The 25514-nt window shown below is 39.7% G+C and carries 15 protein-coding genes; 4 read left to right on the top strand and 11 right to left on the bottom strand.

Going from position 1 to position 25514, the window contains the following annotated elements; translation table 11 throughout:
* The coding region (locus tag Q0486_RS05320; protein ID WP_299230933.1) for a phosphoenolpyruvate carboxykinase (ATP) at window positions 1-967 on the bottom strand (967 nt) is incomplete at its 3' end.
* 629 nt (window positions 968-1596) lie between these two features.
* Between Q0486_RS05320 and Q0486_RS05315 the strand changes: the two genes are divergently transcribed.
* From Q0486_RS05315 to Q0486_RS05305, 3 genes are read left to right on the top strand one after another with little or no spacing between them, the layout of a single operon-like run.
* Window positions 1597-2706, top strand: coding sequence for a glycoside hydrolase family 88 protein (locus Q0486_RS05315; protein ID WP_299230944.1), 1110 nt, complete (start codon window positions 1597-1599; stop codon window positions 2704-2706).
* Between the two features lie 41 nt (window positions 2707-2747).
* Window positions 2748-4499 (top strand): pectinesterase family protein, encoded by a 1752-nt coding sequence (locus Q0486_RS05310; protein ID WP_299230931.1) that lies wholly within the window; start codon window positions 2748-2750, stop codon window positions 4497-4499.
* A gap of 4 nt (window positions 4500-4503) precedes the next feature.
* Window positions 4504-5814 carry an acetylxylan esterase gene (locus Q0486_RS05305; RefSeq protein ID WP_299230930.1) on the top strand — a complete coding sequence of 437 codons (1311 nt, stop codon included), beginning with the start codon at window positions 4504-4506 and terminating at the stop codon, window positions 5812-5814.
* A 57-nt stretch (window positions 5815-5871) separates the two neighbouring features.
* Here the strand turns inward: Q0486_RS05305 and Q0486_RS05300 are convergent, their stop codons facing one another.
* Window positions 5872-6978 (bottom strand): alpha/beta hydrolase family protein, encoded by a 1107-nt coding sequence (locus tag Q0486_RS05300; RefSeq protein ID WP_299230929.1) that lies wholly within the window; start codon window positions 6976-6978, stop codon window positions 5872-5874.
* A gap of 161 nt (window positions 6979-7139) precedes the next feature.
* On the opposite strand from Q0486_RS05300, the gene Q0486_RS05295 reads away from it, so the two are divergent.
* Entirely contained in the window at window positions 7140-11582 is a 4443-nt protein-coding gene (locus tag Q0486_RS05295) for a two-component regulator propeller domain-containing protein (protein ID WP_299230928.1), read from the top strand.
* Between the two features lie 53 nt (window positions 11583-11635).
* Here Q0486_RS05295 and Q0486_RS05290 read toward each other — a convergent pair whose 3' ends face one another.
* From Q0486_RS05290 to Q0486_RS05250, 9 genes are all read right to left on the bottom strand, one after another.
* Window positions 11636-12598, bottom strand: a complete 963-nt coding sequence (locus Q0486_RS05290) for a pectinesterase family protein (protein WP_299230927.1) — start codon at window positions 12596-12598, stop codon at window positions 11636-11638.
* Window positions 12599-12707: 109 nt separating this feature from the next.
* The gene (uxaC, locus tag Q0486_RS05285; protein WP_299230925.1) at window positions 12708-14114 is read right to left on the bottom strand and encodes a glucuronate isomerase; all 1407 of its coding nucleotides are present in this window, start codon (window positions 14112-14114) and stop codon (window positions 12708-12710) included.
* Window positions 14115-14131: 17 nt separating this feature from the next.
* Window positions 14132-15577: an MFS transporter gene (locus Q0486_RS05280; protein WP_299230923.1), complete on the bottom strand. Its 1446-nt coding sequence runs from the start codon at window positions 15575-15577 to the stop codon at window positions 14132-14134.
* A 33-nt stretch (window positions 15578-15610) separates the two neighbouring features.
* Entirely contained in the window at window positions 15611-17107 is a 1497-nt protein-coding gene (locus Q0486_RS05275; RefSeq protein WP_299230921.1) for an altronate dehydratase family protein, read from the bottom strand.
* A 7-nt stretch (window positions 17108-17114) separates the two neighbouring features.
* On the bottom strand, window positions 17115-18557 hold the full coding sequence (locus tag Q0486_RS05270; RefSeq protein WP_299230919.1) for a tagaturonate reductase: 1443 nt from the start codon (window positions 18555-18557) through the stop codon (window positions 17115-17117).
* A 270-nt stretch (window positions 18558-18827) separates the two neighbouring features.
* Window positions 18828-20504, bottom strand: coding sequence for a glycoside hydrolase 43 family protein (locus Q0486_RS05265; protein WP_299230917.1), 1677 nt, complete (start codon window positions 20502-20504; stop codon window positions 18828-18830).
* 140 nt (window positions 20505-20644) lie between these two features.
* Window positions 20645-22177 (bottom strand): glycoside hydrolase family 28 protein, encoded by a 1533-nt coding sequence (locus tag Q0486_RS05260; protein WP_299230942.1) that lies wholly within the window; start codon window positions 22175-22177, stop codon window positions 20645-20647.
* A 130-nt stretch (window positions 22178-22307) separates the two neighbouring features.
* Window positions 22308-23729: a pectate lyase gene (locus Q0486_RS05255; protein ID WP_299230941.1), complete on the bottom strand. Its 1422-nt coding sequence runs from the start codon at window positions 23727-23729 to the stop codon at window positions 22308-22310.
* 57 nt (window positions 23730-23786) lie between these two features.
* The gene (locus Q0486_RS05250; protein ID WP_299230915.1) at window positions 23787-25355 is read right to left on the bottom strand and encodes a pectate lyase; all 1569 of its coding nucleotides are present in this window, start codon (window positions 25353-25355) and stop codon (window positions 23787-23789) included.
* Window positions 25356-25514 lie beyond the last annotated feature (159 nt).

Below are 25514 nucleotides of genomic sequence, written 5' to 3'. Positions count from 1 at the left end.
TTACGCTCTTATCAGCGAAGTTAATCTTACCTTCTGCATCAACTGTAACGTTTTCAAGAAGAGCGTTACGTTTGATTGCGTTGTAGATATCTGGTTCTGATTCCTTGTCAAGGTTGATAACCTTAGCGTAGCAACCACCTTCATAGTTGAATACACCTTCGTTGTCCCATCCGTGTTCGTCATCACCGATAAGTTTACGTTTTGGGTCAGTAGAAAGAGTAGTCTTACCTGTACCAGACAATCCGAAGAAGATAGCTGATTCAGTTTCGTCCATGTTAGTGTTAGCAGAACAGTGCATAGAAGCAACACCACGAAGTGGGTTGAAGTAGTTCATCATAGAGAACATACCTTTCTTCATTTCACCACCGTACCAAGTGTTAAGAATAACCTGTTCCTTAGTAGTCAAGTTGAATACAACAGCTGTTTCAGAGTTCAAGCCAAGTTCTTTGTAGTTTTCAACTTTAGCCTTAGAAGCGTTGTAAACGATGAAGTCAGGTTCGAATGATTCAAGTTCTTCAGCTGTTGGGCGGATGAACATGTTAGTTACGAAGTGAGCCTGCCATGCAACTTCCATGATGAAACGAACTTTCAAACGAGTACCTTCGTTAGCACCGCAGAAACCGTCAACAACATAAAGTTTCTTGTTTGACAATTCTTTAGCAGCAAGTTCTTTCAATACATTCCAAGCTTCTGTAGTTACAGGCTTGTTGTCGTTTTTATATTCTTCTGAAGTCCACCATACAGTGTTTTCACTTGTAGCGTCTTTTACCAAGAATTTATCTTTAGGAGAACGACCAGTGTAGATACCAGTCATAACGTTTACTGCACCAAGTTCAGTTACCTGACCTTTTTCATAGCCTTCCAAACCAGCTTTTGTTTCTTCAGCAAACAATACTTCGTATGAAGGATTGTGCAAGATTTCTACGGTACCCTGGATACCGTATTTGGTAAGATCTAAATTTGCCATTGTTCTAATGAATTAAATTGGTTATTATTTTAGATATATTGTTTCCTCTTTTTCGCGATACAAAAGTACAACATTTTATTTGAATGCGATTAATAATTAGAGAAAAAAATCCGTAATAATGAAATATTTATACTTGTGTAACACATTTGCAAGGTATATGTTACAAAACATAGTTTGAGCATTAAAAATAGGGAACCGAACATTAGAAAATAATGAGCTGTCATTTAATATCGAATGAGCTGTCATTTTAATTCAAATGAGCTGTCATTCTTTTTTTAGTCTTTTCAGGCCTTCAAACGAGTTTTCCATACCAACTAGTTTACTGATGTGTCATTTCTTATTTTATTTACTTTATAACTCAAACATAATAATAAATCAATAAAACCAAAAATTATACATTATGAAACGGAAAGTACACATAAGTCTGAACGGTTATTCATACTTTTGTCACAATGAAAATAGTATTCAAGAACTTAAAAAATTATATTTAACCCATGAAACATAAAATGATTTACACATTGGCGGTTGTGGGATTATCACTTATTGCTACAGCCTGCACACAAGCTACACAACAACAATCACAGATACAAGTACAAAAAAACGAAACAGACAAACCATGGTCCGTAAGGATGGTGGAATCAGAGATGCAAAGATGGCCTGAATCATGGCAACTTGACTTCCAGCCCAAACTGAAATGGGACTACTGTCACGGACTGGAGCTACAGGCAATGCTGGATGTATACGACAGATATGGCAATGAAAAAATATATGAATATGCATTGGCATACGCCGACACTATGGTAAACGCCGATGGAACAATCAAAATGTATAAGCGCGAAGAATTCAGTCTAGACCGTGTAAACTCAGGGAAGTTTCTTTTCCGTATTTACGAACAAACTAAAGACGATAAATACAAAAAAGCCCTTGCTCTGATGAGAAGTCAGTTTGAAGATCATCCAAGAAATGCGGATGGTGGCTTTTGGCACAAAAAAATCTACCCTAACCAAGTATGGCTGGACGGCATATACATGGGAGCGCCTTTCTATGCAGAATATGCTTTCAGAAACAATGAGGTGGGAGCTTATCAGGATATCATCAACCAGTTTCTGATGGCAGCACGCCACACCTACGATCCTAAGACAGACCTGTATAAACACGCATGCGACGTCAGCAAGAAAGAGAAATGGGCTGACCCGGTAACAGGACAGTCACAGCACAGTTGGGGACGTGCCTTGGGTTGGTATGCCATGGCATTTGTTGATGCTCTGGAGTTTATTCCACAACACGAAGCGGGCAGGGACTCAATGATTATTACACTGAACAAAGTTGCAGAACAGATAAAAAGGCTGCAGGACGAAGAAACAGGTCTGTGGTATCAAGTCCTAGACAGAAGCGGCGATGAAGGTAATTATCTGGAATCTTCATGCTCGGTAATGTTTGTATACACTCTGTTCAAGGCTGTACGAAAAGGATATTTGGATCCTTCGTATCTGGCAGTAGCAGAAAAGGGATATAAAGGTATACTGGATAACTTTATAACTATAGACGACAAAGGCCTGATTAGCATAACAAAAGCTTGTGCTGTAGCCGGTCTTGGCGGAAAGAACTACCGCATGGGCGACTATGACTATTATATAAATGAAAAAATCAGAGACAATGATCCTAAGGCAGTAGGTCCGTTTATAATGGCCAGTCTGGAATGGGAACGTCTCCAGGAAGTCAGGAATATCGTGAAATAAACAGGTAAAAAAGTTAGTAAAGTATAAAGGAGATAAATACTATGAGAAGTAAAATAATATTTATACTAGGACTGCTCATAACACTGACAGCATTCACACCTACAAAACGGAATATTACGATATTCACAATTGGTGATTCGACCATGGCAAATAAAAAGTTAGAAGGAGAAAATCCTGAAAGAGGATGGGGACAGATGCTTTCAAGATATTTCACAAACGATATCACCATTGATAATCATGCGGTAAACGGAAGAAGTTCGAAAAGTTTCATTGATGAAGGCAGATGGGATGTAGTTCTATCAAAAATACAAAAAGGCGATTATGTGTTCATTCAATTCGGCCATAATGACGAAAAAGATGATCCGAAACGCCATACAGATCCGGGAACAACATTCGATGCAAATCTCAAAAAGTTTGTAGAAGAGACAAGAGCCAAAGGAGGAATTCCTGTACTGTTCAACTCTATAGTACGCCGTAATTTCGGCAAAGCTGACGGGAACGCTGTGGCTGATGCTATAAAGCAGGACGATATAAGAACCGGTATTGATACTAATGTCCAACAAAAGAATGTTGAAGAAGGATTAGAACTGATTGACACACATGGAGAATATCTTAATTCACCAAGAAATGTCGCTAATGATTTGAATGTTGTATTTATAGACATGAACAGTCTTACACACAAACTGATTGAAGGTATGGGACCAGAAAAATCAAAAGAACTGTTTGTGTGGGTAAAACCTCAAACCATACCAGCATTGCCTGACGGAAGAGAAGATAATACACATCTGAATGTTTACGGAGCATCTGTAGTGGCAGAAATGGCAGTAAAAGCAGTGACCAAAGCAATACCTGAACTACAACAATACGTACGCCACTATGATTTGGTAGTTTCCAAAGACGGATCAGGTGACTTTTTCACGGTTCAGGAAGCTATAAACGCAGTACCTGATTACAGAAAGAACTTTAGGACTACAATACTCGTAAAGGAAGGCACATATAAAGAGAAGATTGTTATTCCGGCAAGCAAAAATGCTATATCTCTGATAGGTGAAGGCGAGGTAAAGCTTACTTTTGATGACTATGCGAACAAACCTAACATCTTCGGGGAGAACAAAGGTACGTCTGGCTCTTCATCATGTTATATATATGCACCTGATTTCTATGCAGAGAATATCACTTTCGAAAACACTTCAGGTCCTGTGGGACAGGCTGTAGCATGCTTCGTAAGTGCAGACAGGGCATATTTCAAAAACTGCCGTTTCCTAGGCTTTCAGGACACACTGTACACCTATGGGAAAGGTTGCAGACAGTATTACGATGAATGTTATATAGAGGGGACTGTAGACTTTATTTTCGGGTGGTCGACAGCTGTATTCAACCGTTGCCACATCCACAGTGTTGGTAACGGCTACCTGACAGCTCCTTCGACAGACAAAGAACAGAAATACGGATACGTCTTCTACGACTGCAAAATTACAGCTGACGAGGGAGTGGACAAGGTGTATCTGTCACGTCCTTGGAGACCATACGCACAGGCCGTATTCATACGATGCGATATGGACAGACATATTATGCCGGAAGGTTGGGACAACTGGAGGAACAAAGAAAATGAAAAGACTGTATTCTATGCCGAATATCAGAGTAAAGGCGAAGGTGCAAACCCTAATAAACGTGCTGCATATTCCAAACAGTTGAAAAACCTTGACAATTACGATATTGAAACAGTATTGGCAGGAACAGACGGGTGGAATCCCGTAAAAAACGGTAATGAACTACTTAACATAAAAAGATAGATGAATGAAAAACAGGATATTGACTATAATAATAGCCTGTGTAGCAACAGTCGTGGTCCTGGCGGAAAACTATCCGTACAGGAGCGACCTGCTATGGGTGACAGAACCTGACCATTCAGACTGGATATATAAAACAGGCGAAAATGCCCAAATAAATGTCAGTCTATTCAAATACGGAATTCCACAGGATGGAATAACAGTTAATTATGAAACCGGCAGCGAACTAATGCCAGCCGACAAAAAAGGCAGCATCATACTGAAGAACGGAAAAGCGGAGATTAACATAGGTACAATGAAAGAGCCCGGATTCCGTGACTGCATCTTCAGCGTAGACATAAACGGAAGGACATACAGCCACCATGTAAAAGTGGGATTTTCGCCTGAGAAAATAAAACCTTATACCAAAATGCCGGACGATTTCATCGATTTCTGGAGTAAAAATATAAACGAAGCATCCAAATATCCTCTGAAATATACCAAAAAGAAAGCCGAAGAATATTGTACGGACAAGATAGACTGCTATCTGATAAAAGTTCAGCTGAACAGCCGTGGACAGGACGTTTACGGTTATCTGTTCTATCCAAAGAATGTGCAACCGAGGAGTTGTCCGGTAGTATTGTCACCTCCCGGAGCTGGTATAAAGACCATAAAAGACCCTCTCCGCCATAAATATTATGCTGAAGAAGGCTGCATACGTCTGGAATTCGAGATACACGGTCTCAATCCTACCATGAATGCAGAACAGTTCAATGAAATAAGCAATGCCTTTAACGGAAAGGAGAACGGCTATCTGATGAACGGACTGGACAACAGAGAGAACTATTATATGAAACGTGTATATCTGGCATGCATACGCTGTATCGACTTACTTACATCTTTACCGGAATGGGACGGAAAGAATGTAATAGTGCAAGGTGGCAGTCAAGGTGGTGCACTGGCAATGGTTGCAGCGGGGCTGGACAAACGCGTAACTGCATGCGTAGTAAATCATCCCGCACTAAGCGATATGGCAGGTTACAAGGCAGGACGGGCAGGAGGATACCCGCATTTTTTCCGAACAAAAGGAATGGACAGTAAGGATAAACTGGAAACCATGGCATACTATGACGTAGTGAATTTTGCCAGACTGATTAAAGCAGATACATTCATGACATGGGGTTTCAACGACAACACATGTCCGCCTACTACAAGCTATGCAGTATTCAACACACTGGAATGCACTAAAGAGGCACTGATAACTCCAATCAACGAACACTGGACATCAGAGGAGACAGAGCGTGGACATCTGGACTGGATAAAAAAGCATCTGAAATAAGATAATACCCTAATAATATATACAATTAATAAGATGTTAAAGCCCGAATGACATAATTTATTCGGGCTTTAACCATTTATTGAAGAATGCCAAAACCTCTTCCTGCATTTTCCTGTTGAAGAAATGTTTTTCATTCCACATTTTGGTAACCAGTTTCTCAGAAGCTCCAGCACTATCCCACACTTGACGCATCTGATTATATGCGTCAGCAACTCCCTCTGCCGGAAAAAGCTTGTCCTGACTTCCATTGAAGAAAAGCGAAGGCTTAGGGCAGGCTATACTTGCCACATGGGGATAATCCATATATTTTCTTATACGCGGAAGCAGCATTGAGTATGCAGAACCTCCTTTATTCTGATTATTGTCGACAGTCATAAGATACTCCGTAGTATTCATCCAGCACACTGCAGCAGCAGCCTTTATCCTGTCAGTCATCGAACTGAGCATCCACGAACGGTAAGCCCCCATCGAGAAACCAAGGCAACCGATTCTATCCATATCGACAAAAGGCAGAGAAGCCAGAAACTCCACACTCCTCATGTCATCCATATTTATATATGCTCCCCACGAAGCTCCCATCTGAAGAAAATTGGAGGCCAAAGCCTGTTGGCGATCATAATCAATACCCTCGGCACAACCCCTATCGCCCCAGAATAATGCATCGACAGACAGAACTACATAACCGTTCTTGGCAAAATAATCACCTACGTATCTGCCATCATAGCATTTCTCAACCCAGGAATCGGCATCTGAAATTATTTCCTGTCCGTCATTAAACGGACGTACCATCTTCTCCTTCCCTATCAGGAAATGAGCTCCATGGTCATGAAGCATGACAACAGAAGGGAACTTGCCTTTACCATCAGGAACAAGCAGATAAGCCGGTACTCTCGCCCACCTGGATATATTGAATTCTATCTTTAAAGCACGGTAGCCCTCGCGCTGCTCACTATCTATTATCCGCATATCATAATCGTCCGGAGCCGGCTGTACCAAATCCATACATTCAAAAAGAATGTCGCGTGCCTGAATCTTCCATTCCTCAATATCCTTGGCCTTATTTGACTGCCATGACATCGGATAAGTCAGCAAAGACTTCATCTGCTCGTAATATACAGGCATATTATTCTCTATCTCAGACTCTTTAACCGTTTTCTGGGCCATAAGAATTCCGACATAAAACAAACACAATAAAAAATAAAAGTACTTCATCATTTTATTACTTAGTTATTATGCAAATCTAATAAAAAAGACGAGTTTTTTATGTATTTTTGCAATGATATGTCATAACAATTTCTATAGATTTATAACTACTGAACAATATTATGAGAACCAAACTTTTATTTATAATTCTTATACTACAAATAGCCCGGGGATTTTCGCAGACAGATTGCGTTATTACACATTACTCATCTGAAGATGGCCTGTCGGAAAATACCGTTATGGACATTCTTCAAGATAAAAAAGGAAATCTGTGGTTCTCAACATGGAACGGTATCAACAAGTTCGACGGATATACATTCCATACCTACAAGGGATTTCTGGACAATGAGATAGCACTTACAAACAACAGAGTGGATTGCATGGAACTTGACAGATATGGATATATATGGATGCTTACATACGATGAACGTGCTTTCCGTTTTGATCCACGTACTGAGATTTTCGAGAATGTACCTAATAACGACAACACAGAAATACACATTCCTATCACTAAAATAAAGACTCTCCCCAACGGCAATGTCTGGCTACTCTCCCACAACAGGGGAGCAATCAGAGTTAAAACAGATTCTATAAGCAAAGATATCACTACAGAATACTATTCATCAGGGAGTGAACTCTTTCCTGTTTCTATTGTATACGATGTATGTAATATAGGAGACAAAGAATGGGTACTGTCTGACAATGGATTGGCCTGCTTTAACAAATCAGCCGACAAGCCTGAAGTATTCTTCGAATACACCAATTCGGGAGAAGATACTGAAGGGAAAAAACAGAGTTTCTTTACAGCCGAAAAATGTGATGACAAGCTTTTTTTTGGAGCAAACAATGGTTACGTATGGATATTGAATAATGAAAGCAATATATTCACTCCGCTAAAACTTCCTGTGGAATCGGACATCACTGGGATTAAATATATTGAAAGACAAGGGAATGCCATTATAGCTTCAAAATCTGACGGATTTTTTGTCTACAACATAGGAAATGATACTTATAAACATTTTCCTGAATCTCTGCTGCCCAAAGCTACAATAGACAATATCTACATTGATGGTGCCGACGAAATATGGTTTGAGCAGAATGTTACCGGTGAAGTAGCACATTACAATCCATATACGGATAAAATAAAAACTGAAAAGGTATATGCCGAGCCCACCAGCACAGACAGGTCGCGTCCGGCATTCCACATTCATGAAGATATTTTCGGTTCTCTTTGGGTACACCCTTACGGTGGCGGATTTTCGTATTTTGACAGGAGCAAGAACTGTCTGGTTCCTTTCTACAACAGCATGGACGGTGGTAAATGGCATTTTTCAAACAAAATCCATTGTGCATTCTCCGACAGACAAGGAAATCTATGGATATGTACTCATTCAAAAGGACTTGAAAAGGTAACATTCCGAACAGAGCATTTCAGAATCAAACGTCCTGTAAATTCGAATTACGAAACATTAAGTAACGAGGTAAGAGCTTATCAAGAATACAACAAGAATCTGTGGATAGGACTTAAAGACGGAATGTTACGCATTTACGACAGTAAGTACAACGAAATAGGTTACATGACTGAAACTGGAAGAATTGCCAAGTCAGGGACACCACTATTAGGAAATGTATATTATATGATGCGCGACAGTAAAGGAATAATGTGGATTGCAACCAAAGGAGCCGGAGTAATCAAAGCCGAACCTACGGAAGACAATATGCAATTCCGCCTTACAAGATATAAATATAGTCCGGACAACATATACAGTCTGTCAGACAATAATGTATACTGCATTTACGAAGACAAGTACAACAGAATATGGATTGCAACATTTTCAAATGGAATAAACTATATCACAAAAAATGAAAATGGTGAAGATATATTCATTAATCACAGAAATACATTAAAAGGATTTCCAATAAAACAATGTAATAAAGTAAGATACATCACTGCTGATGCTAATGACAGATTATGGATTGGTACAACCGGAGGACTGGTAATGACTGAACTTGACTTCAAGACCCCTTCGGATGCCGTATTCCACCACTACATGCGTTCGCCAAAAGATCCAACTACATTAAGCAACAATGATGTACACTGGATAACACCTACAAAAAAAGGAGAACTTTATATAGCGACTTTCGGAGGCGGCCTGAACAAAATTGAGAATTTGAAACCGGACGGTAAAGCGACCTTCAAGACTTATACCGTAAAGGACGGACTACCTTCAGACATTCTTCTGTCCATTCAGGAAGACAAGAACGGATTGTTATGGATAAGTACAGAAAACGGGCTCACTAAATTCAGTCCTGAGGACGAACGTTTTGAAAACTTCCAGGACAGACACCGAAGCTTCAAGATACGTTTTAGCGAGGCCTCATCAGAATATTTATCGAACGGTGATATGGTTTTCGGTACCAGCCAAGGTATATTCTATTTCAATCCGGACTCAATAAAGAAAAGTATATATGAGCCACCGGTAATTTTTACACAATTGTTACTAGCCAATAATACTGTTGTGCCAGGCACTGCACCACTTAAAGAATGTACAATAGATGATATAAAACAATTGGTTCTATCTCACGAAGAGAATATATTCACTATACAATATGCCGCTTTAGACTATACCACTCCTTCGGACATACAGTATGCATATAAACTTGAAGGATTTGAAAAAAACTGGAATTATGTGGGGAAACAAAGAATGGCAACTTATACCAACCTTCCTAAGGGTGACTATGTATTCAAGGTACGCTCAACTAATTCAGACGGTGTATGGATAGATAACACACGAAATCTCAGAATAAAGATTCTACCTTCATTTTGGGAAACATCTTTGGCATATCTGATATATGTGCTAATATTACTTATGATAGTATTTACCGCAGTATATATACTGTCTACAATATACAGGCTCAAACATAAAGTTGTAATGGAACATCAACTTACTGACCTTAAACTCAGATTCTTCACAGATATTTCTCATGAACTAAGAACCCCTTTGACTCTTATTACAGCACCGCTTGAGAATATTCTGGAAGACAAAGAACTGCCCAAAGGGATACGGGAACAGCTTTCTGTAGTAGAACGTAATGCAAACCGCATGTTGAGACTTGTGAACCAGATTCTTGATTTCAGAAAAATACAAAACAAGAAAATGAAAATGCAAGTCCAGCTTTTGGAGATTGTTTCATTCACACATAAAGTAATGGAATACTTTGAAGCAGTAGCAAAAGAACGAAATATATCATACAGTATAGAGACCGATAAAAATGCAATATACCTATGGGTAGACGCAGATAAGTATGAGAAAATCATTTATAATCTCCTTTCGAACGCATTCAAATATACTCCCGACGGGAAGGCCATAAAAATAGCGATAAAAGAGAATGAAGATACTGTATCCGTATCAGTAATAGATGAAGGAGTGGGTATAACAGAAAACAAAAAGAAAAAACTTTTCGTACGCTTCGAAAATCATGTAGAGACCAAGAATACCTCACATCTAAGCACAGGAATAGGTCTGTCATTGGTCAAGGATTTTGTGGATATGCATAAGGCTGAAATCTCAGTAACAAGCAAACAGAATGAAGGAAGCTGTTTTAAAATTGATTTCAGAAAAGGTAAAGAGCATTATGACGACAAAGTGGAATTCCTGCAAAATGATATTGACTATTCACCAGCCACATCGGAAACGAGTTCTGACAGCAGTATTAATAACAACGTCATAACTGCAGACGAAGATGAAGAAATGGACAACAGCAAAGAGACGATGCTTATTGTGGAAGACAATTCTGAATTAAGACAGTTTCTACGTGGTATTTTCTCAAACGATTATCACATCATAGAAGGAGCCAACGGCGAAGAAGGTAAGGAAAAAGCTTTAAAATATATACCGGATATTATCATAAGCGACGTAATGATGCCTATTAAAGACGGTTTCCAAATGATGCAGGAGTTGAGGGGAGAAATCACAACAAGTCATATTCCACTTATTCTTCTGACTGCCAAGACTGCTATAGAGAGTAAGCTTGAAGGACTGGAATATGGAGCAGATGATTATATCACAAAGCCTTTCAGTGCTACTTATCTGAAGGCTAGAGTAAAAAACATTCTGCAAAGAAAGCTGAAAATACAACAGGCATACAGAGAAAAACTCCTTGATCCGGGAGTTAAAATTGAAAATGACAAGTCAGAAGAGAATGAACAATCGGTTCCTGAAATGTCGCCAAGCGACAAAAGGTTCATGGACAAGCTGTTGGTACTCATGGAAAGCAGGATAGACAACGGTGAACTGATAGTTGACGACCTTGTAAAAGAAATGGCTGTGAGCCGTTCTGTATTCTTCAAGAAACTGAAAACACTTACAGGACTTGCTCCTGTAGAATTTATCAAGGAGGTTAGAATAAACAAAGCCATTAAATTGATAGAGTCCGGCGAATTTTCCATTACCCAGGTAGCATACATGGTGGGAATAAACGACCCAAGATATTTCAGCAAATGCTTCAAGCAGAAAATGGGTATGACTCCATCCGAATACAGAGAACAAAAAACAAGGAAATAAACAAAATGTCCACATACAGCCAATCATTATCTGGCTGTATGTGGACTTATTATTTAATAAGTATCAGGATTCCATGAGTCAGCAACAGAGTATATATATGAAATATCATCATACAGCTTAGCCTCTGTTTTTTTCAGTTTACCGGACCATTTTACACGCCCGTCAATAGAAGAGCCGTCACCGGTATTGCCAAATTCGGCATATCTGGCAGTCTTCTCATTCTCCGGGTTTCTCCAGTTATCCCATCCTGCCGGACAAATATGTTTACCCATTTCGCAATCGATAAACACTGTTGCAGCGTACGGGCGCCATGGACGCCCCAAGTATACTTTTGTGACATTACCGTCGGCAGTCAATCTGCAGTTTTTAAATACATACCCTACCTTTACATCCTTAGGAGTTGAAGCAGCAGTTATATAGGAATTTTTCTTACTTTGAATGATACAATCCAAGAACAAGGCTGTTGAGGGGCCGAAAATAAAATCTGTCGTACCCTCAATATAACAATCCTTGAAATACAGACGTGAGTTTGCACGCCCGGTATAGACGGTATCCTGATTTCCCAAAAACCGGCAATTGAAGAATCTCAATTTATCTCCCTCCGTATGCAAGGCAACTGCCTGCCCCAGCTGCTCAGCATTATTCTCTATAGTAAGGTTTCTGAAAGTCAGCATTGAACCTTCTACTTTAAGTGTATAAGTCCTGAATGTGCCCATTCTATCTATATTTGCATGATCATCGTATGTTATAACAGTATTACGGACATCCTCACCTATAAACTCTACATTCTGCAGCCACGCCGGAACGATTATTTTCTCCTTATATATACCTTTCTTTATAAAGACTTTTACTTTATAATCCATAAAAGCCCTTATCCCTTCCAGAGCGTCATTAATTGTACGGTAATCACCAGTTCCGTCCCTTGCTACAACTATACTGTCTTTATATTGCTGTGCCGGAAATATTGAAGATACAGAACATAATATCAGACAAATTATTGTTAATGCCTTTTTCATAATATTTAAAAAAACATACAGCCAGCAAGAACCATCTAATGATTACTTACTGGCTGATTGTTGATTAATGTAATCCTATCTATCTAATCTGTATGCAAAGTATAATAAATTACAGATTCAAATATTTCTTTGCATTATTATAAGAAATATCATTTACCATCTGACCGAGGAACTCTATTTCTGATGCAGGCAATTCACCCTTCTCAACATCTTCACCTATCAGGTTACAAAGAATACGACGGAAGTATTCATGACGTGGATAAGAAAGGAAGCTGCGTGAGTCTGTAAGCATACCTACGAAACGGCTCAGCAATCCAAGAACTGAAAGACAATTCATCTGCTTCTGCATTCCGTCCTTCTGATCGAGGAACCACCAGCCTGAACCGAACTGAATTTTACCAGCAATAGGGCCCTGCTGGAAGTTACCGATCATTGTACCGATTACTTCATTGTCTGCAGGATTGAGGTTGTAAAGAATTGTCTTTGTAAGCTTGTCTGCCGAATTCAAACGGTCTAGGAACTTGGCCATTGCTTTTGATGTATTGAACACACCGATTGAATCAAAACCTGTATCAGGTCCTAGTTTCTCAAACATACGTGTATTGTTGTTACGGATAGCTCCATAGTGGAATTGCTGTGTCCAGCCTTTTTCATTGTCCATTTCGGCAAATACTACTAGCATTGCAGACTTGAACTTGAGAATCTCCTCGTTTGTAAGTTCATTACCTGAATATACCTTATTGAAAATTGCGTTGATCTCTGCGTCAGTATAGTCCTCGGCATAGAATTCTTCGATACCGTGGTCAGACAGACGGCAGCCCATGCTTGCAAAGAAGTCGTGACGGCTCTTCAATGCATCAACCAGATCATTGAATGTACTGATTGATACTGAAGACACAGTAGAAAGTTTCTCAACATAGCTGCGGAAGTTTGTTGCATTCTCAACTGCCATAGCTTTGTCTGGACGCCACGTAGGAAGAACCTTTACCTTGAAACCGCTTTCAGCTATCATCTTGTGATATTCCAGTGTATCAACAGGATCGTCTGTAGTACATACAGTCTCTACATTGTAACGCTCCATGAACTTGCGAGCTGTATAGCCAGATGTAGCAAGTTTCGCATTACACTCGTCGAATATCTCACGTGCTGTCTTAGGAGAGAGAAGTTTGTCGATACCGAAGGCTGTCTTCAACTCAAGATGACTCCAGTGGTAAAGAGGATTTCTCATTGTGTAAGGGATTGTCTCAGCCCATTTTTCGAACTTCTCCCAGTCTGAAGTTGACTTTCCTGTTATATATTCTTCATCCACTCCGTTTGTTCTCATGGCTCTCCACTTGTAATGGTCACCGCCAAGCCATATTTCTGTAATTGAAGAAAATTTATAGTCATCTGCTATCTTTTTTGGTTCAAGATGGCAGTGATAATCGATTATCGGATTATGTTTTGCAAAATTGTGATACAGATACTTCGCTGTGTCCGAATACAACAGGAAGTCTTCATCCATAAAATTTCTCATAATTATTATGTTTAAAATTATTTTTTAACGTCTGCTGTCAAACTCTTAACTGCAAACCAACTTAATATATAGGCCACTGAGGCTACAAGAAATACTATCATGTATCCTGCTTGGATTCCTTCGAAACCGAAGAAAGACATATTACTCTCGCGTGAATATGTGAATAGGATACCTGATCCCTGGTTGAAAAGAAAACTTCCTAAACCACCTACCATACCAGTAAGACCTGTAAGCGTAGCCACAACCGATTTAGGGAAAAGGTCACTTACTAGGGAATACGCGTTTGCGCTCCAACTCTGATGTGCGGCACCGATTATACCGATGATAATAATAGGGAACCAGCATGAGTATACTCCAAGGAATGGTGCAACTATACCCAACAAAGGAAAGAGCGAATAAACGAACATTGACGATATACGGCCGCCAAACGGAGTAAGCCCTTTCTTATTCACAAGAAATGTAGGGAGATATCCTCCGATGATTGAAAGCATGGTAATAAGATACAATGTAAATATAAGCATCATACCCATGAAGGAGTCCGAACTGTAACCATAGATGTCTTTCACGTATGCAGGAGCCCAGAAAAGGAAGAACCACCATACACCTTCAGGAAGAAAACGCGAAGCAAATATTGCCCATGTATGACGATAGGTAAAATACTTAAAGATGTTCACCTTTTCTTTTGGTTCTTCTTTCGGTTTAATATCATTCTCAACCGTATTATCATCCTGACGTATATAGTCAAACTCAAGCTTGTTCATACGCTTGTTTTTCTCAGGTGCCTCGTATGTCTTAAGCCATATTCCCAACCATACGAAACCGAGAAGACCAATGATAAGGAATGACATTTCCCAACCCCAAAAACGGGCTATCACAGGAATTGTGAAGGGAGCAAGCATTGCTCCTATCTGTGATCCTGAATTGAAAAGACTGGTAGCAAAGGCACGATCTTTCTGAGGGAAATATGCGGAAATTGTCTTGTTGGCACAAGGGAAGTTTCCTGCTTCACCTGCAGCAAGGATACATCTTGCTATAAGGAAAAGCCACATGCTCACGGTTGATATACCCATCATGGCAGTACCAGCGTTACGGGCCATTTCTATATGTTCACGTGCTCCTGCAAATGTCATCGACCAGCTGTCAAGAACTATTCCTGCTGTAGCTATACCGCAGAAGGCATGAAGACAGGCACCGAGCGACCAGAGGGCGATAGCCCATGAGTAACCTTTCTTGATTCCAAGATAATCAACTGTTCTTCCTGCAAAAAACATTGCAATGGAATATACGAAGGAAAAGCATCCGGTAATGGTACCGTAGTGAACGTCAGTCCAACCGAATTCAGGAGAGATAAAGTCTTTCCATGTAAGCGAGAGTACCTGACGGTCGAGATAGTTTACCGTGGTAGCAAAAAACAGCATGGCGCATACATACCAGCGGTAGTTTGTCATTTTATTATTGTTCATTCTATATGTTTTTATGGTAAATTATTTATATGGTTAAAGTATTACACCGGTCTTGAAAATTGATATCTCACGGTAATTATTTATCTCGTTCTTTACATACGCGCCCGAGCATGCTAATATGACAAAGTCAAAGAACTCATCAAGCACCTCTTCCTTAGTCTTGCCTTCAACAAGAACACCTGCATTGAAGTCCATCCAGCGTGTCTTGCGGTTATAAAGATTTGAGTTAGTCGAAATTTTTGCTGTAGGTACGAACGTACCGAATGGTGTTCCGCGGCCTGTAGTGAAAAGTACCATGTGACAACCAGCAGAAGCGAGTGCCGTACTTGCAACAAGATCATTTCCCGGAGCACTCAAGAGGTTAAGGCCGTGAGCTGATATACGGTCACCATATTCCAGCACATCAATCACTGCACTGGAGCCTGATTTCTGGGTACAGCCTAAAGATTTCTCTTCAAGAGTAGAGATACCTCCAGCCTTGTTGCCCGGTGACGGATTCTCATATATCACCTGATCATTCTTTATGAAGTAGTTCTTGAAATTGTTTATCAGACTGACTGTTTTATGGAAAGTTTCCTCGTCCTTACAACGGTCCATGAGGATTGTCTCTGCACCGAACATCTCAGGCACTTCTGTAAGCACGCATGTACCGCCGTATGAAACAAGACGGTCGGAGAACAAACCTAGCAACGGATTGGCTGTAATACCTGAGAAGCCGTCTGAGCCTCCACATTTGAGACCTATTCTCAACTTTGACACAGGCTGTTCTGTCCTTACATCTTTCTTTATATTCTCATAAAGGCCCATAAGAATCTCCATGCCAGCAGATATTTCATCCTCCACTTTCTGGCATTCGAGGAATTTTACACGGTCGCTGTCATAATCGCCGAGCATTGTCCTGAAAGCAGAAACCTGATTATTCTCGCATCCAAGTCCCAATACCAACACGCCTCCTGCATTAGGATGAAGAACCATATCGCGCAGTATCTTGCGTGTATTCTCATGGTCTTCTGACAGCTGAGAACAACCCCAGTTGTGTGTATAGGCATGAATACCGTCGAAATTGTCGGATTTATCGCCTGCTGTCTTTTCATTGAACAGTTTGACAAGTTCGTTTGCCACCCCGTTCACGCAGCCTACTGTAGGGACAATCCATATCTCGTTACGGATTCCGACATCGCCGTTCTTCCTTTCATAACCTTTGAAATAGACCATACCTTCCGACTTGCATGAGTGTACCTCTGCAGGATTGTATGTATAGTCCTTGATCTCGCCAAGGAGCGTACGGATATATTTCTCGTTTATAAGGCTTCCTGTAGCTCTGTCTTCCTTGAGCGAACCGATAGGAAAACCGTATTTCACCACCACATCTCCTGTATGGAAATCCTGAAGTGCTATCTTGTGTCCGGCAGGAACATCATCCTTCAGGGTAATGCTACGTCCGTCAACAACGATTTCTGTACCGGCAGCAAGATCGGACAACGCCACTACGACGTTGTCCTTACTGTGTATATGAAGTATATTTTCCATCAGGGATTTATTTTACGTATTCCTTCACCATTTCATACATGCCCTTTTCTTCAATACCCTTAAGCATATCTGCTACCATATCTGTCAGTCCAGGGATATTGTTAAGGTTTTCTTCCCAAACGAAATCAGCAGCCAGAACCTTTTCAGCTACAGCATGAAGGTCGGACAGAGTCCACGCGTTCTTCACGTATTCCACGATTTCAGGAGCGTCGTTCGGAACGATTTCAGCACCGTCGGCACGTTTTCCACCTTTGTAATATACGATAAGCGCTGCAAGACCTAGGACGATTCCGTATGGAAGCTCACCCTTGCGGATGAGATATTCTTTCACTGAAGGAAGATCACGTGCAGTGAACTTAGGGAATGCGTTAAGCATGATTGATGTAACCTGATGGTCAACAAAAGGATTCTCGAAGCGTTCGAGTACGCTTGCAGCAAATGCCTTAAGTTCGTCTTCAGGAAGGTTGAGTGTCTGCATGAGTTCTTCATACATGGCCTTGCGGATATACTTGCCGATTACTTCGTCCTTACATGCATCGCGTACGATATCGATACCTGAAAGATAAGTGATAGGTGAAAGGATTGTATGTGTTCCGTTAAGCAATGTAACCTTACGTTCGTGATATGGTTTTTCAGTTGGAACGAACAACACGTTAAGACCAGCCTTATTTGCAGGGAATTCTGCAGCAACACTTTCAGGTGCCTCAATCACCCAAAGATGGAATGCCTCACCCTGTACAACCAGGTTATCATCATAACCGAGATGTTCCTTAATTTCGTTGATAGTCTTTCTTGGGAATCCCGGAACAATACGGTCAACAAGTGTAGCATAAACGCCACAAGCCTGTTCGAACCAAGTCTTGAAGTCTTCGCCGAGGTTCCAGAGTTCGATATATTGATAGATTGTTTCCTTCAGCTTGTGACCGTTTAGGAATATAAGCTCACATGGGAAGATTATCAGCCCTTTGTCCATAGCACCGTTAAAGAACTTGTAACGGTGATAAAGGAGCTGTGTAAGTTTTGCAGGATATGAGCTTGGAGGAGTATCCTCAAGACGACATGCAGGATCAAATGCAATACCGGCCTCTGTCGTATTGGAAATTACAAATCTCATCTCAGGCTGTTCTGCCAGTGAAAGATATGACTGGTATTCTGTATAAGGGTTAAGGCAGCGGCTGATTACGTCAATAAGTCTGTATGAATTGATAACCTCACCTTTTTCCAGTCCCTGAAGGTTTACATGATAAAGACCATCCTGAGAATTAATCATATCTATCATACCTTTTTCAATAGGTTGCACAACAACCACACTACTATTGAAATCAGTTTTTTCGTTCATGTTGGAAATAATCCAATCTACAAAACATCTAAGAAAATTTCCTTCACCAAACTGAATGATACGTTCAGGACGAACAACCTTTACGGCTGTTTCTTTATTTAATGCTTTCATAATGTAAAGAAATTAAATTGTACTGTTATAGTGTTTATTCATATCTGCAAAATTATTAATATACTTATTATATGATGTGTAATAATCGTTCTTTCTCATGTATTTTTTGTTATTTTCATGTTCTTCTGTACACAGTAGTCAATAAAGCATACGACATATGTCAAACAAAGAAAATATACAAAAGAAACAGAGATGTATCCTAGGAATACATCTCTGTCTTAATATAATGCTAATAAGAATTCCAACAATAATACAAGTAACTCGGTCTTTCTATCTCGTTATTTTAAACCAGTCAACATCAGCCCATCCACCATCATTCGTAATAATAGCAGGACGTGTACAGAACATGCCAATTTTAGTTCCTATCCACTTTCCCTCTTTAGCCTGGAAGCTATTGCCTATCTTCTTATATTTTTTACCATCGAGACTATAACTGAAATCACACATTACAACAAGGTCATGTCCACCTTCACTTTTAGCAATTTTCTCATCATCGCAACTGAATTTTACCCGTAAATAAACTGTACCATCAGGAAGTACAACTGTAGCGTTTTTAGTTTCAGATGTACCCTTATCAGCTTTCTTACACTCTACCTGAGACAATTCCAATCCTTTTTCTGCATTTTCAATAATAAGTCCTGAATAATCAAGTCCCATTACTAGCAATCCTGTACGTTCTCCTTTATACTTAGCCGACGGTATAAAAGTAAGTTTCATTGTAGCTGTAAAATTCTTTGCAGGAGTTTTCTGAAGCAATAAGTTTGCTACATTCCACAAATTTTTGTAATCGTCTACTACAGGATAAGAATACAAACGTAACAAGCTCTTATCACCGGCATAATATGCCCACTTTTCATTTATGTTTGCATGCCATTGCCACTGTGGTGAAAGAGTAAATCCGTCAAAATCGTCACTTTCTTGAGGAGTACATATCGGATAAGTTTTTCCTACATTAGGTTTCTTATAAGTAGAAACAGGTTCACCACATCCATCTCCATCCTTATCTGTTCCTATAACAGGCCAACCGTCTTTCCATGTCATAGGCTGCAAATGAACAAGACGACCGTATGCGCCAACATCCTGAAAATGAAGGAACCAGTCTTCACCAGTCTGAGTATCTACCCATGCCCCCTGATGAGGTCCGTTCACATTGGTATTTCCTTGTGCCAATGCTGTTCTCCATTCATACGGGCCATATACGTTTTTCGAACGGAGAACTACCTGCCAACCGGTAGGAACTCCTCCTGCAGGATGGAAAATATAATAATAACCTTCTTTCTTATAGAACTTAGGACCTTCACAAGTTTCATGAGCTTCATGACCATCGAATATTATACGCGATTGAGTAATAGCCTTATCAGCATCAGCATTAAGTTCACACACTGCAATTACACTTTTAAGTCCGGCCCGGCTTCCGGCATATGCATGTACCATATACACCCTGCCATCCTCATCCCAAAGCGGACATGTATCAATTATTCCTTTACCAGCCTTAACCAAAACAGGTTCTGACCATGGTCCTTTGGGATCCTTTGCCTTAACCATAAAAGCTCCCTGATCCGGATCTCCCCAAAAGATGTAGAACTCTCCATTATGATGACGTATGCTTGGAGCCCAAACATGATTACCGTGTTCAGGCCTTTCAGGAGTCTTTACTGGAGTAAGCTCATATGGTATAGCAGCTCCTATTATAGTCCAGTTGACCAAATCTTTGGAATGAAGAATTTGGAGTCCCGGAAGACAGTTAAAGCTGGAAGATGTCATATAATAATCGTCACCCACTCTACAAGCGTCAGGGTCAGAATAATCAGCATATAATACCGGATTTTTGTAATTCCCATTTCCAAGGTCAGATACCCATACCTGAGAAACATATTCCGTGTTTTGTCCACGAACTGGAATAACATACAAAACAGCCAATCCCAAAATAATTTTCAAAATACTCATGACATTAAATCTAGATGTGATAAAGTAAATAAAAAAATTGCTCTTTGCACCCAAATTTACGCAATAAGAATGCAAAGAGCAAATTATAAAACCACATTATTATAAATACCCCAAAGACATAAGCAATATTCTAAAATTTATCAATTATAGAATTCTTCACCATTAACCTTAACATTCTTCACAAACCTGACTTTCAAAGTATCTTTTTCCGACTGAATATTAGTGTTTTCTATAGTAACATTTTCGGCCTGACTTATTACAATACCCGATTTAGCATTTGATATTTCCACATCTTTGATATCAATATTACGTATTGGCATTTCAGGAAGTCCGTTAAAGAACATCGCACGTCCTACTCCATTTGCTGTTATACCAGATATGTAAATATCACGAAAAGCAGGAGTTTCTTCTGTCACTGGAGGTATTGCAGTCTTCATGCGTGCTATCAGTTCTTCTTCTGTTTCCTCACCAGCACCTTTTCCTCCATAGAAAAGATCAAATAATAAAGCTTCATGAGGAATATCTATCATATTGATATTGTGGATATGGATATTCTCCACTACACCGCCACGTCCCCTCGTACTTTTGAAACGTAAACCTACATCTGTACCAAGGAAAGTACAGTCCGAAACATATATATTCTTTACTCCACCAGACATCTCACTACCCACTACGAAACCGCCGTGCCCGTGAAGCACAACATTATTCTTCACAATGACATTCTGGCATGGTTCGCCACGCCTACGTCCATCCTCATCTTTTCCAGACTTAATACATATCGCATCATCACCGGCATCAAAAACATTTCCAACAATCAATGCATAATTACATGATTCCAGGTCGAGAGCATCACCATTCTGCGAATACCAAGGATTGAACACTTTGACATTCTTTATAGTGATATGTTCGCATGAAAGCGGATGCAGACACCAGCTTGGAGAGTTTTTGAAAGTCACACCTTCCAAAAGGACCTTCTTACTTTTTACAATATTAAGCAATACAGGACGTAACCAAGGACGTATCTCGTTCCATTCTTCATCAGTCTCAATTCCTTCAGGATTATTAAATTCCTTGCATGCCTTTGCCCCTTTCAAAGAACCAGCTGTAGGATACCAGACATCATTCTCTACTACACCTCCCGATTCAATCAGTGATTTCCACTGAGATGCTGTCATCTTGCCTTTTTTCACCGGACGCCAGCTATCGCCTGCTCCATCAAATACTCCATGTCCGGTAATAGCTATATTCTCGGCATTCTTTGCAGATATAGGCGACTGACAACGACGTGTTTCAAGACCTTCAAAAGATGTTTCAATGATAGGATAAGCATTGAAATCATCTGTAAACAAAATCAACGCATTCTTCTCTGTATAAAGATTTACATTACTTTTAAGTTCGATAGGACCGGTAATCCACAATCCGGCAGGTATAACAACCTTACCTCCACCTTTTGAGCTAACATCATTTATAGCTTTATTTATAGCCACAGTATTCAATGTCTTACCGTCGGCAACAGCTCCAAAGTCAGTAATATTTACAGAATATTCCGGAAATACCGGCTGTTGCACCTGTTGCATATCAAAAGGCAAACCTTCGTAAATACCTTCGTCAATAACACTCTCCAATTTTTGCATTTCGTTTTTTTGCGCACATGCGATAGGCAATAAAGCCATAGCAAACACGAAAAGGTTTTTAAGCGTTGTTTTCATTACTGATAATTAGTTTAAGTTTATCACAAAATTAGACCATATCCGACACTTCTTTGTGTATTAATTGATAATATATGTGTACTTTTAGTTATAATCAAGGGAATAAATGTTCTACCAGTCCATTAATATATAATTCCAGATTAGTATATGAAGAATCAAGACTGTATATAGCACCATCTTTCGGATCATTAGGATTCAACCCGTTCTTTTTCTCCCACTCGTCTGGAATACCGTCTCCATCCGAATCTATAGGAGCAGTAGTCTGTCTATATTCTCCCCAACCTCCGACATCTGACGGTTGGTCAATCATTCCGTTAGTACTGCCATGAGAACCTTCAAACGTATAACTACCGCTTTTAGCCTCCCTTACTATACGTTCATCATGAGAGTCACGGCATAAAGATGCCCCCGCATATTTTAGGACAGAAACAAAAGCGTCACGAGCAGACTGCAAAGAACTATGCTCTGCAATCATAAAAGGACTCTTGGCCAATACCTCACCTATAGGAGCAAAATCATTCTTGATTATCAGTCCTAATGAATTATCCTTATTGACAAGTTTTATATCCTTACGCTGCTTATCTGATAACTTAGTACATGTAGGGTCAATATAATTACCTTTGAAAAAGAATACGCCATGAACACCTTTCACATTATTATTCTTTCCATCATCAGCATACGCTGTAAAGAGACGCTTGTACGACGTTTTTGTGGCAGTAAATGGTCCCGGTTTATAATAATTGTTTATAAAATTATACGAACCACCCTCGCCGGCATAAGCTCCGTCGCTACCATAATTATAAATCACATTATTAAACAATTCCACTTTCTCTTCGTCAGGCTTTCCTGTATAACGGCTACCACAAAGACGTGGCGTACGGTTAGTATGATGGGCAAGAAGATTATGATGGAAAGAAGCTCTTTGTCCTCCCCAAATTCCACCATAGCCGTGAGCACCTTTTTCATGAATTGAATTTGCCAGACTTTCACTTATGATACACCACTGCAAAGTGAAATTACTGTTATTATAGAACGTGGCACACTCATCAGTACTCCAACTGACAGAACAATGGTCTATTATTATATTCTTATGACCTTTTATACCATTCATAGCATCATTACCTTTCTGAATAATATCTGCTCCCATACGTGAACGTATAAATCTCACAATCACATTGTCGGCCTGAATACCGAAAGTATAGTTTTTTAAACATATACCGTCTCCGGGAGCTGTCTGACCCGCTATAGTAACATCACCGTTTGAAATTTTCAGTGGACTCTTCAACTCAATTATACCACTCACTACAAAAACTATTGTACGTGGACCTTTCTTATTGACAGCCCAACGCAATGTTCCTTCCGCATCATCATCCTCTAATGATGTAACAGTATAAACAGCACCACCGGCACCACCCGTTGTATATTTACCGGCGCCATCAGCCCCCGGGAAAGCCAGAACTCCTATTCTGTCAGGAGTCGGATAAGAATTTGCCATTGAAACAGGAAGAGTCATCATATTAAGACAAACCAATCCAAGCAGCCTTCTAAAAATGCCTTTCCAAATCATAACTCATTATTTATGTATTAAATATAAATTCTCTACAATACTATTATAATATACCTCAAGGTTAGTATATTCCTTACTTAAGTTATATTTTGAACTATCATCCTCATTTTTATTAAGTCCATGTTCATCCTCCCATGAATCAGGCATTCCGTCTTTATCAGAATCCTTTAAAGCCGCTCCTCCAGTATAAACAGGCCATCCGCCCACATCTTCCGCACTGTCTATTATGCCGTTTGTGCTACCGTTACTGCCATTGGCTGTAAAGCTACCTTTAAGTACATTATCCACAATCCTTTCATCAACAGCATCACGTTTTAAAGAAGCCCCCGACAACGACAACACACTATTATAAGCATCCTTGGCCAATTGAGTTATCTCACTAACATCTTTAGATATTTCAAACTCATTCTCAGACTGAATCACAGACTTGTCATTATTAGGCAATGGCACATCTTCAGTAGACTTTGGCTGCAATCCTTCCCAGTTATCAGAGTTTACCTTTCCAATCAGTGTCTTCATGTCTTCTGTCATATACGGACATGTATCATCGAAGAAATTACCCTTAAGACAGAACTTTCCCCATACACCTTTCTTGTTTTTCTGAGTCCCATCATCACCGTTAGGCTGGAAAATTCTGTTGACCAAACTCTTCTTTGTAGAAGTTGAAGGTCCCGGTTTATAATAGTTGTTTATAAAATTATAATAACCACCTTCACCCGCATACCCTCCATTTGTAGGTCCCCAGTTATAGAATACATTATTCCTTATGTCCACCTTCTCGTTTTCAGGCTGTCCTGTAAAACGACTACCACACAATCTCGGAGTACGACTGCTGTGATGAGCAATCAGGTTATGATGGAATGTAGCACGATTTCCTCCCCATATACCTCCATATCCATGAGCTCCTTTATCATGTAAAGACCGTGCAAGACTTTCACTTATTATACACCATTGCATAGTAAAATCAGAATTATCGTAAAATGATGAGCATTCATCCGTACTCCAGCTCATCGAGCAATGGTCTATCATTATATTCTTATGTTCCTTACCCCACATAGCATCGGCCCCATCAGCCTCATCGGCAGTTAGTTTATCAGATCCCATACGACATCTTATAAACCTTATTATAACATTATCTGTCTTTATCGAAACCGGATGTCCTTTCAGGCATATACCGTCTCCAGGTGCTGTCTGTCCGGCAATAGTAAGATTTCCATTTCTGATTGCCAATCCACTCTCCAGTTCGATAATACCACCTACTGAAAATACTATTGTACGGCTTCCAGATTGATTAACAGCCCAACGTAGTGTTCCCTGCGAGCCATCATCTTTCAAGGAATTCACAATCAAGACTTTTCCACCAGCACCACCAACAGTATAAGCACCGGCTCCGTATGCACCTGGGAATGATTTTATTTTTGTTCTGTCGGGTACTTGATGATCAGGTAATTGTTCATTTAATTCTTCATTATCTATTTTGGATTCGTCATCTGTTGTTTTTCCACATGACAATGAAACTATTACAAGTCCACAAAAACAAAAAGAAATAATGAAGTATAAAAGTTGTCTTTTCATAACATTATCTTTAAAAATCAATATGGCAACAAATTTAGGAATTCAACATCTCAATATACTGTATTTTTTGACTTTAATATTTAAAAAATTGGTTTATATAAAGTTCCTATTCATTCTGTAACAATATAGGATTATCATAACTTTCATATTACCCGATCC

The sequence above is a fragment of the uncultured Bacteroides sp. genome (assembly GCF_937912035.1).
In the GTDB taxonomy this organism is placed as follows: Bacteria; Bacteroidota; Bacteroidia; order Bacteroidales; family Bacteroidaceae; genus Phocaeicola.
The sequence above is the reverse complement of the archived record's forward strand: the minus strand, read 5'-3'. Positions and strand labels throughout refer to the sequence as shown.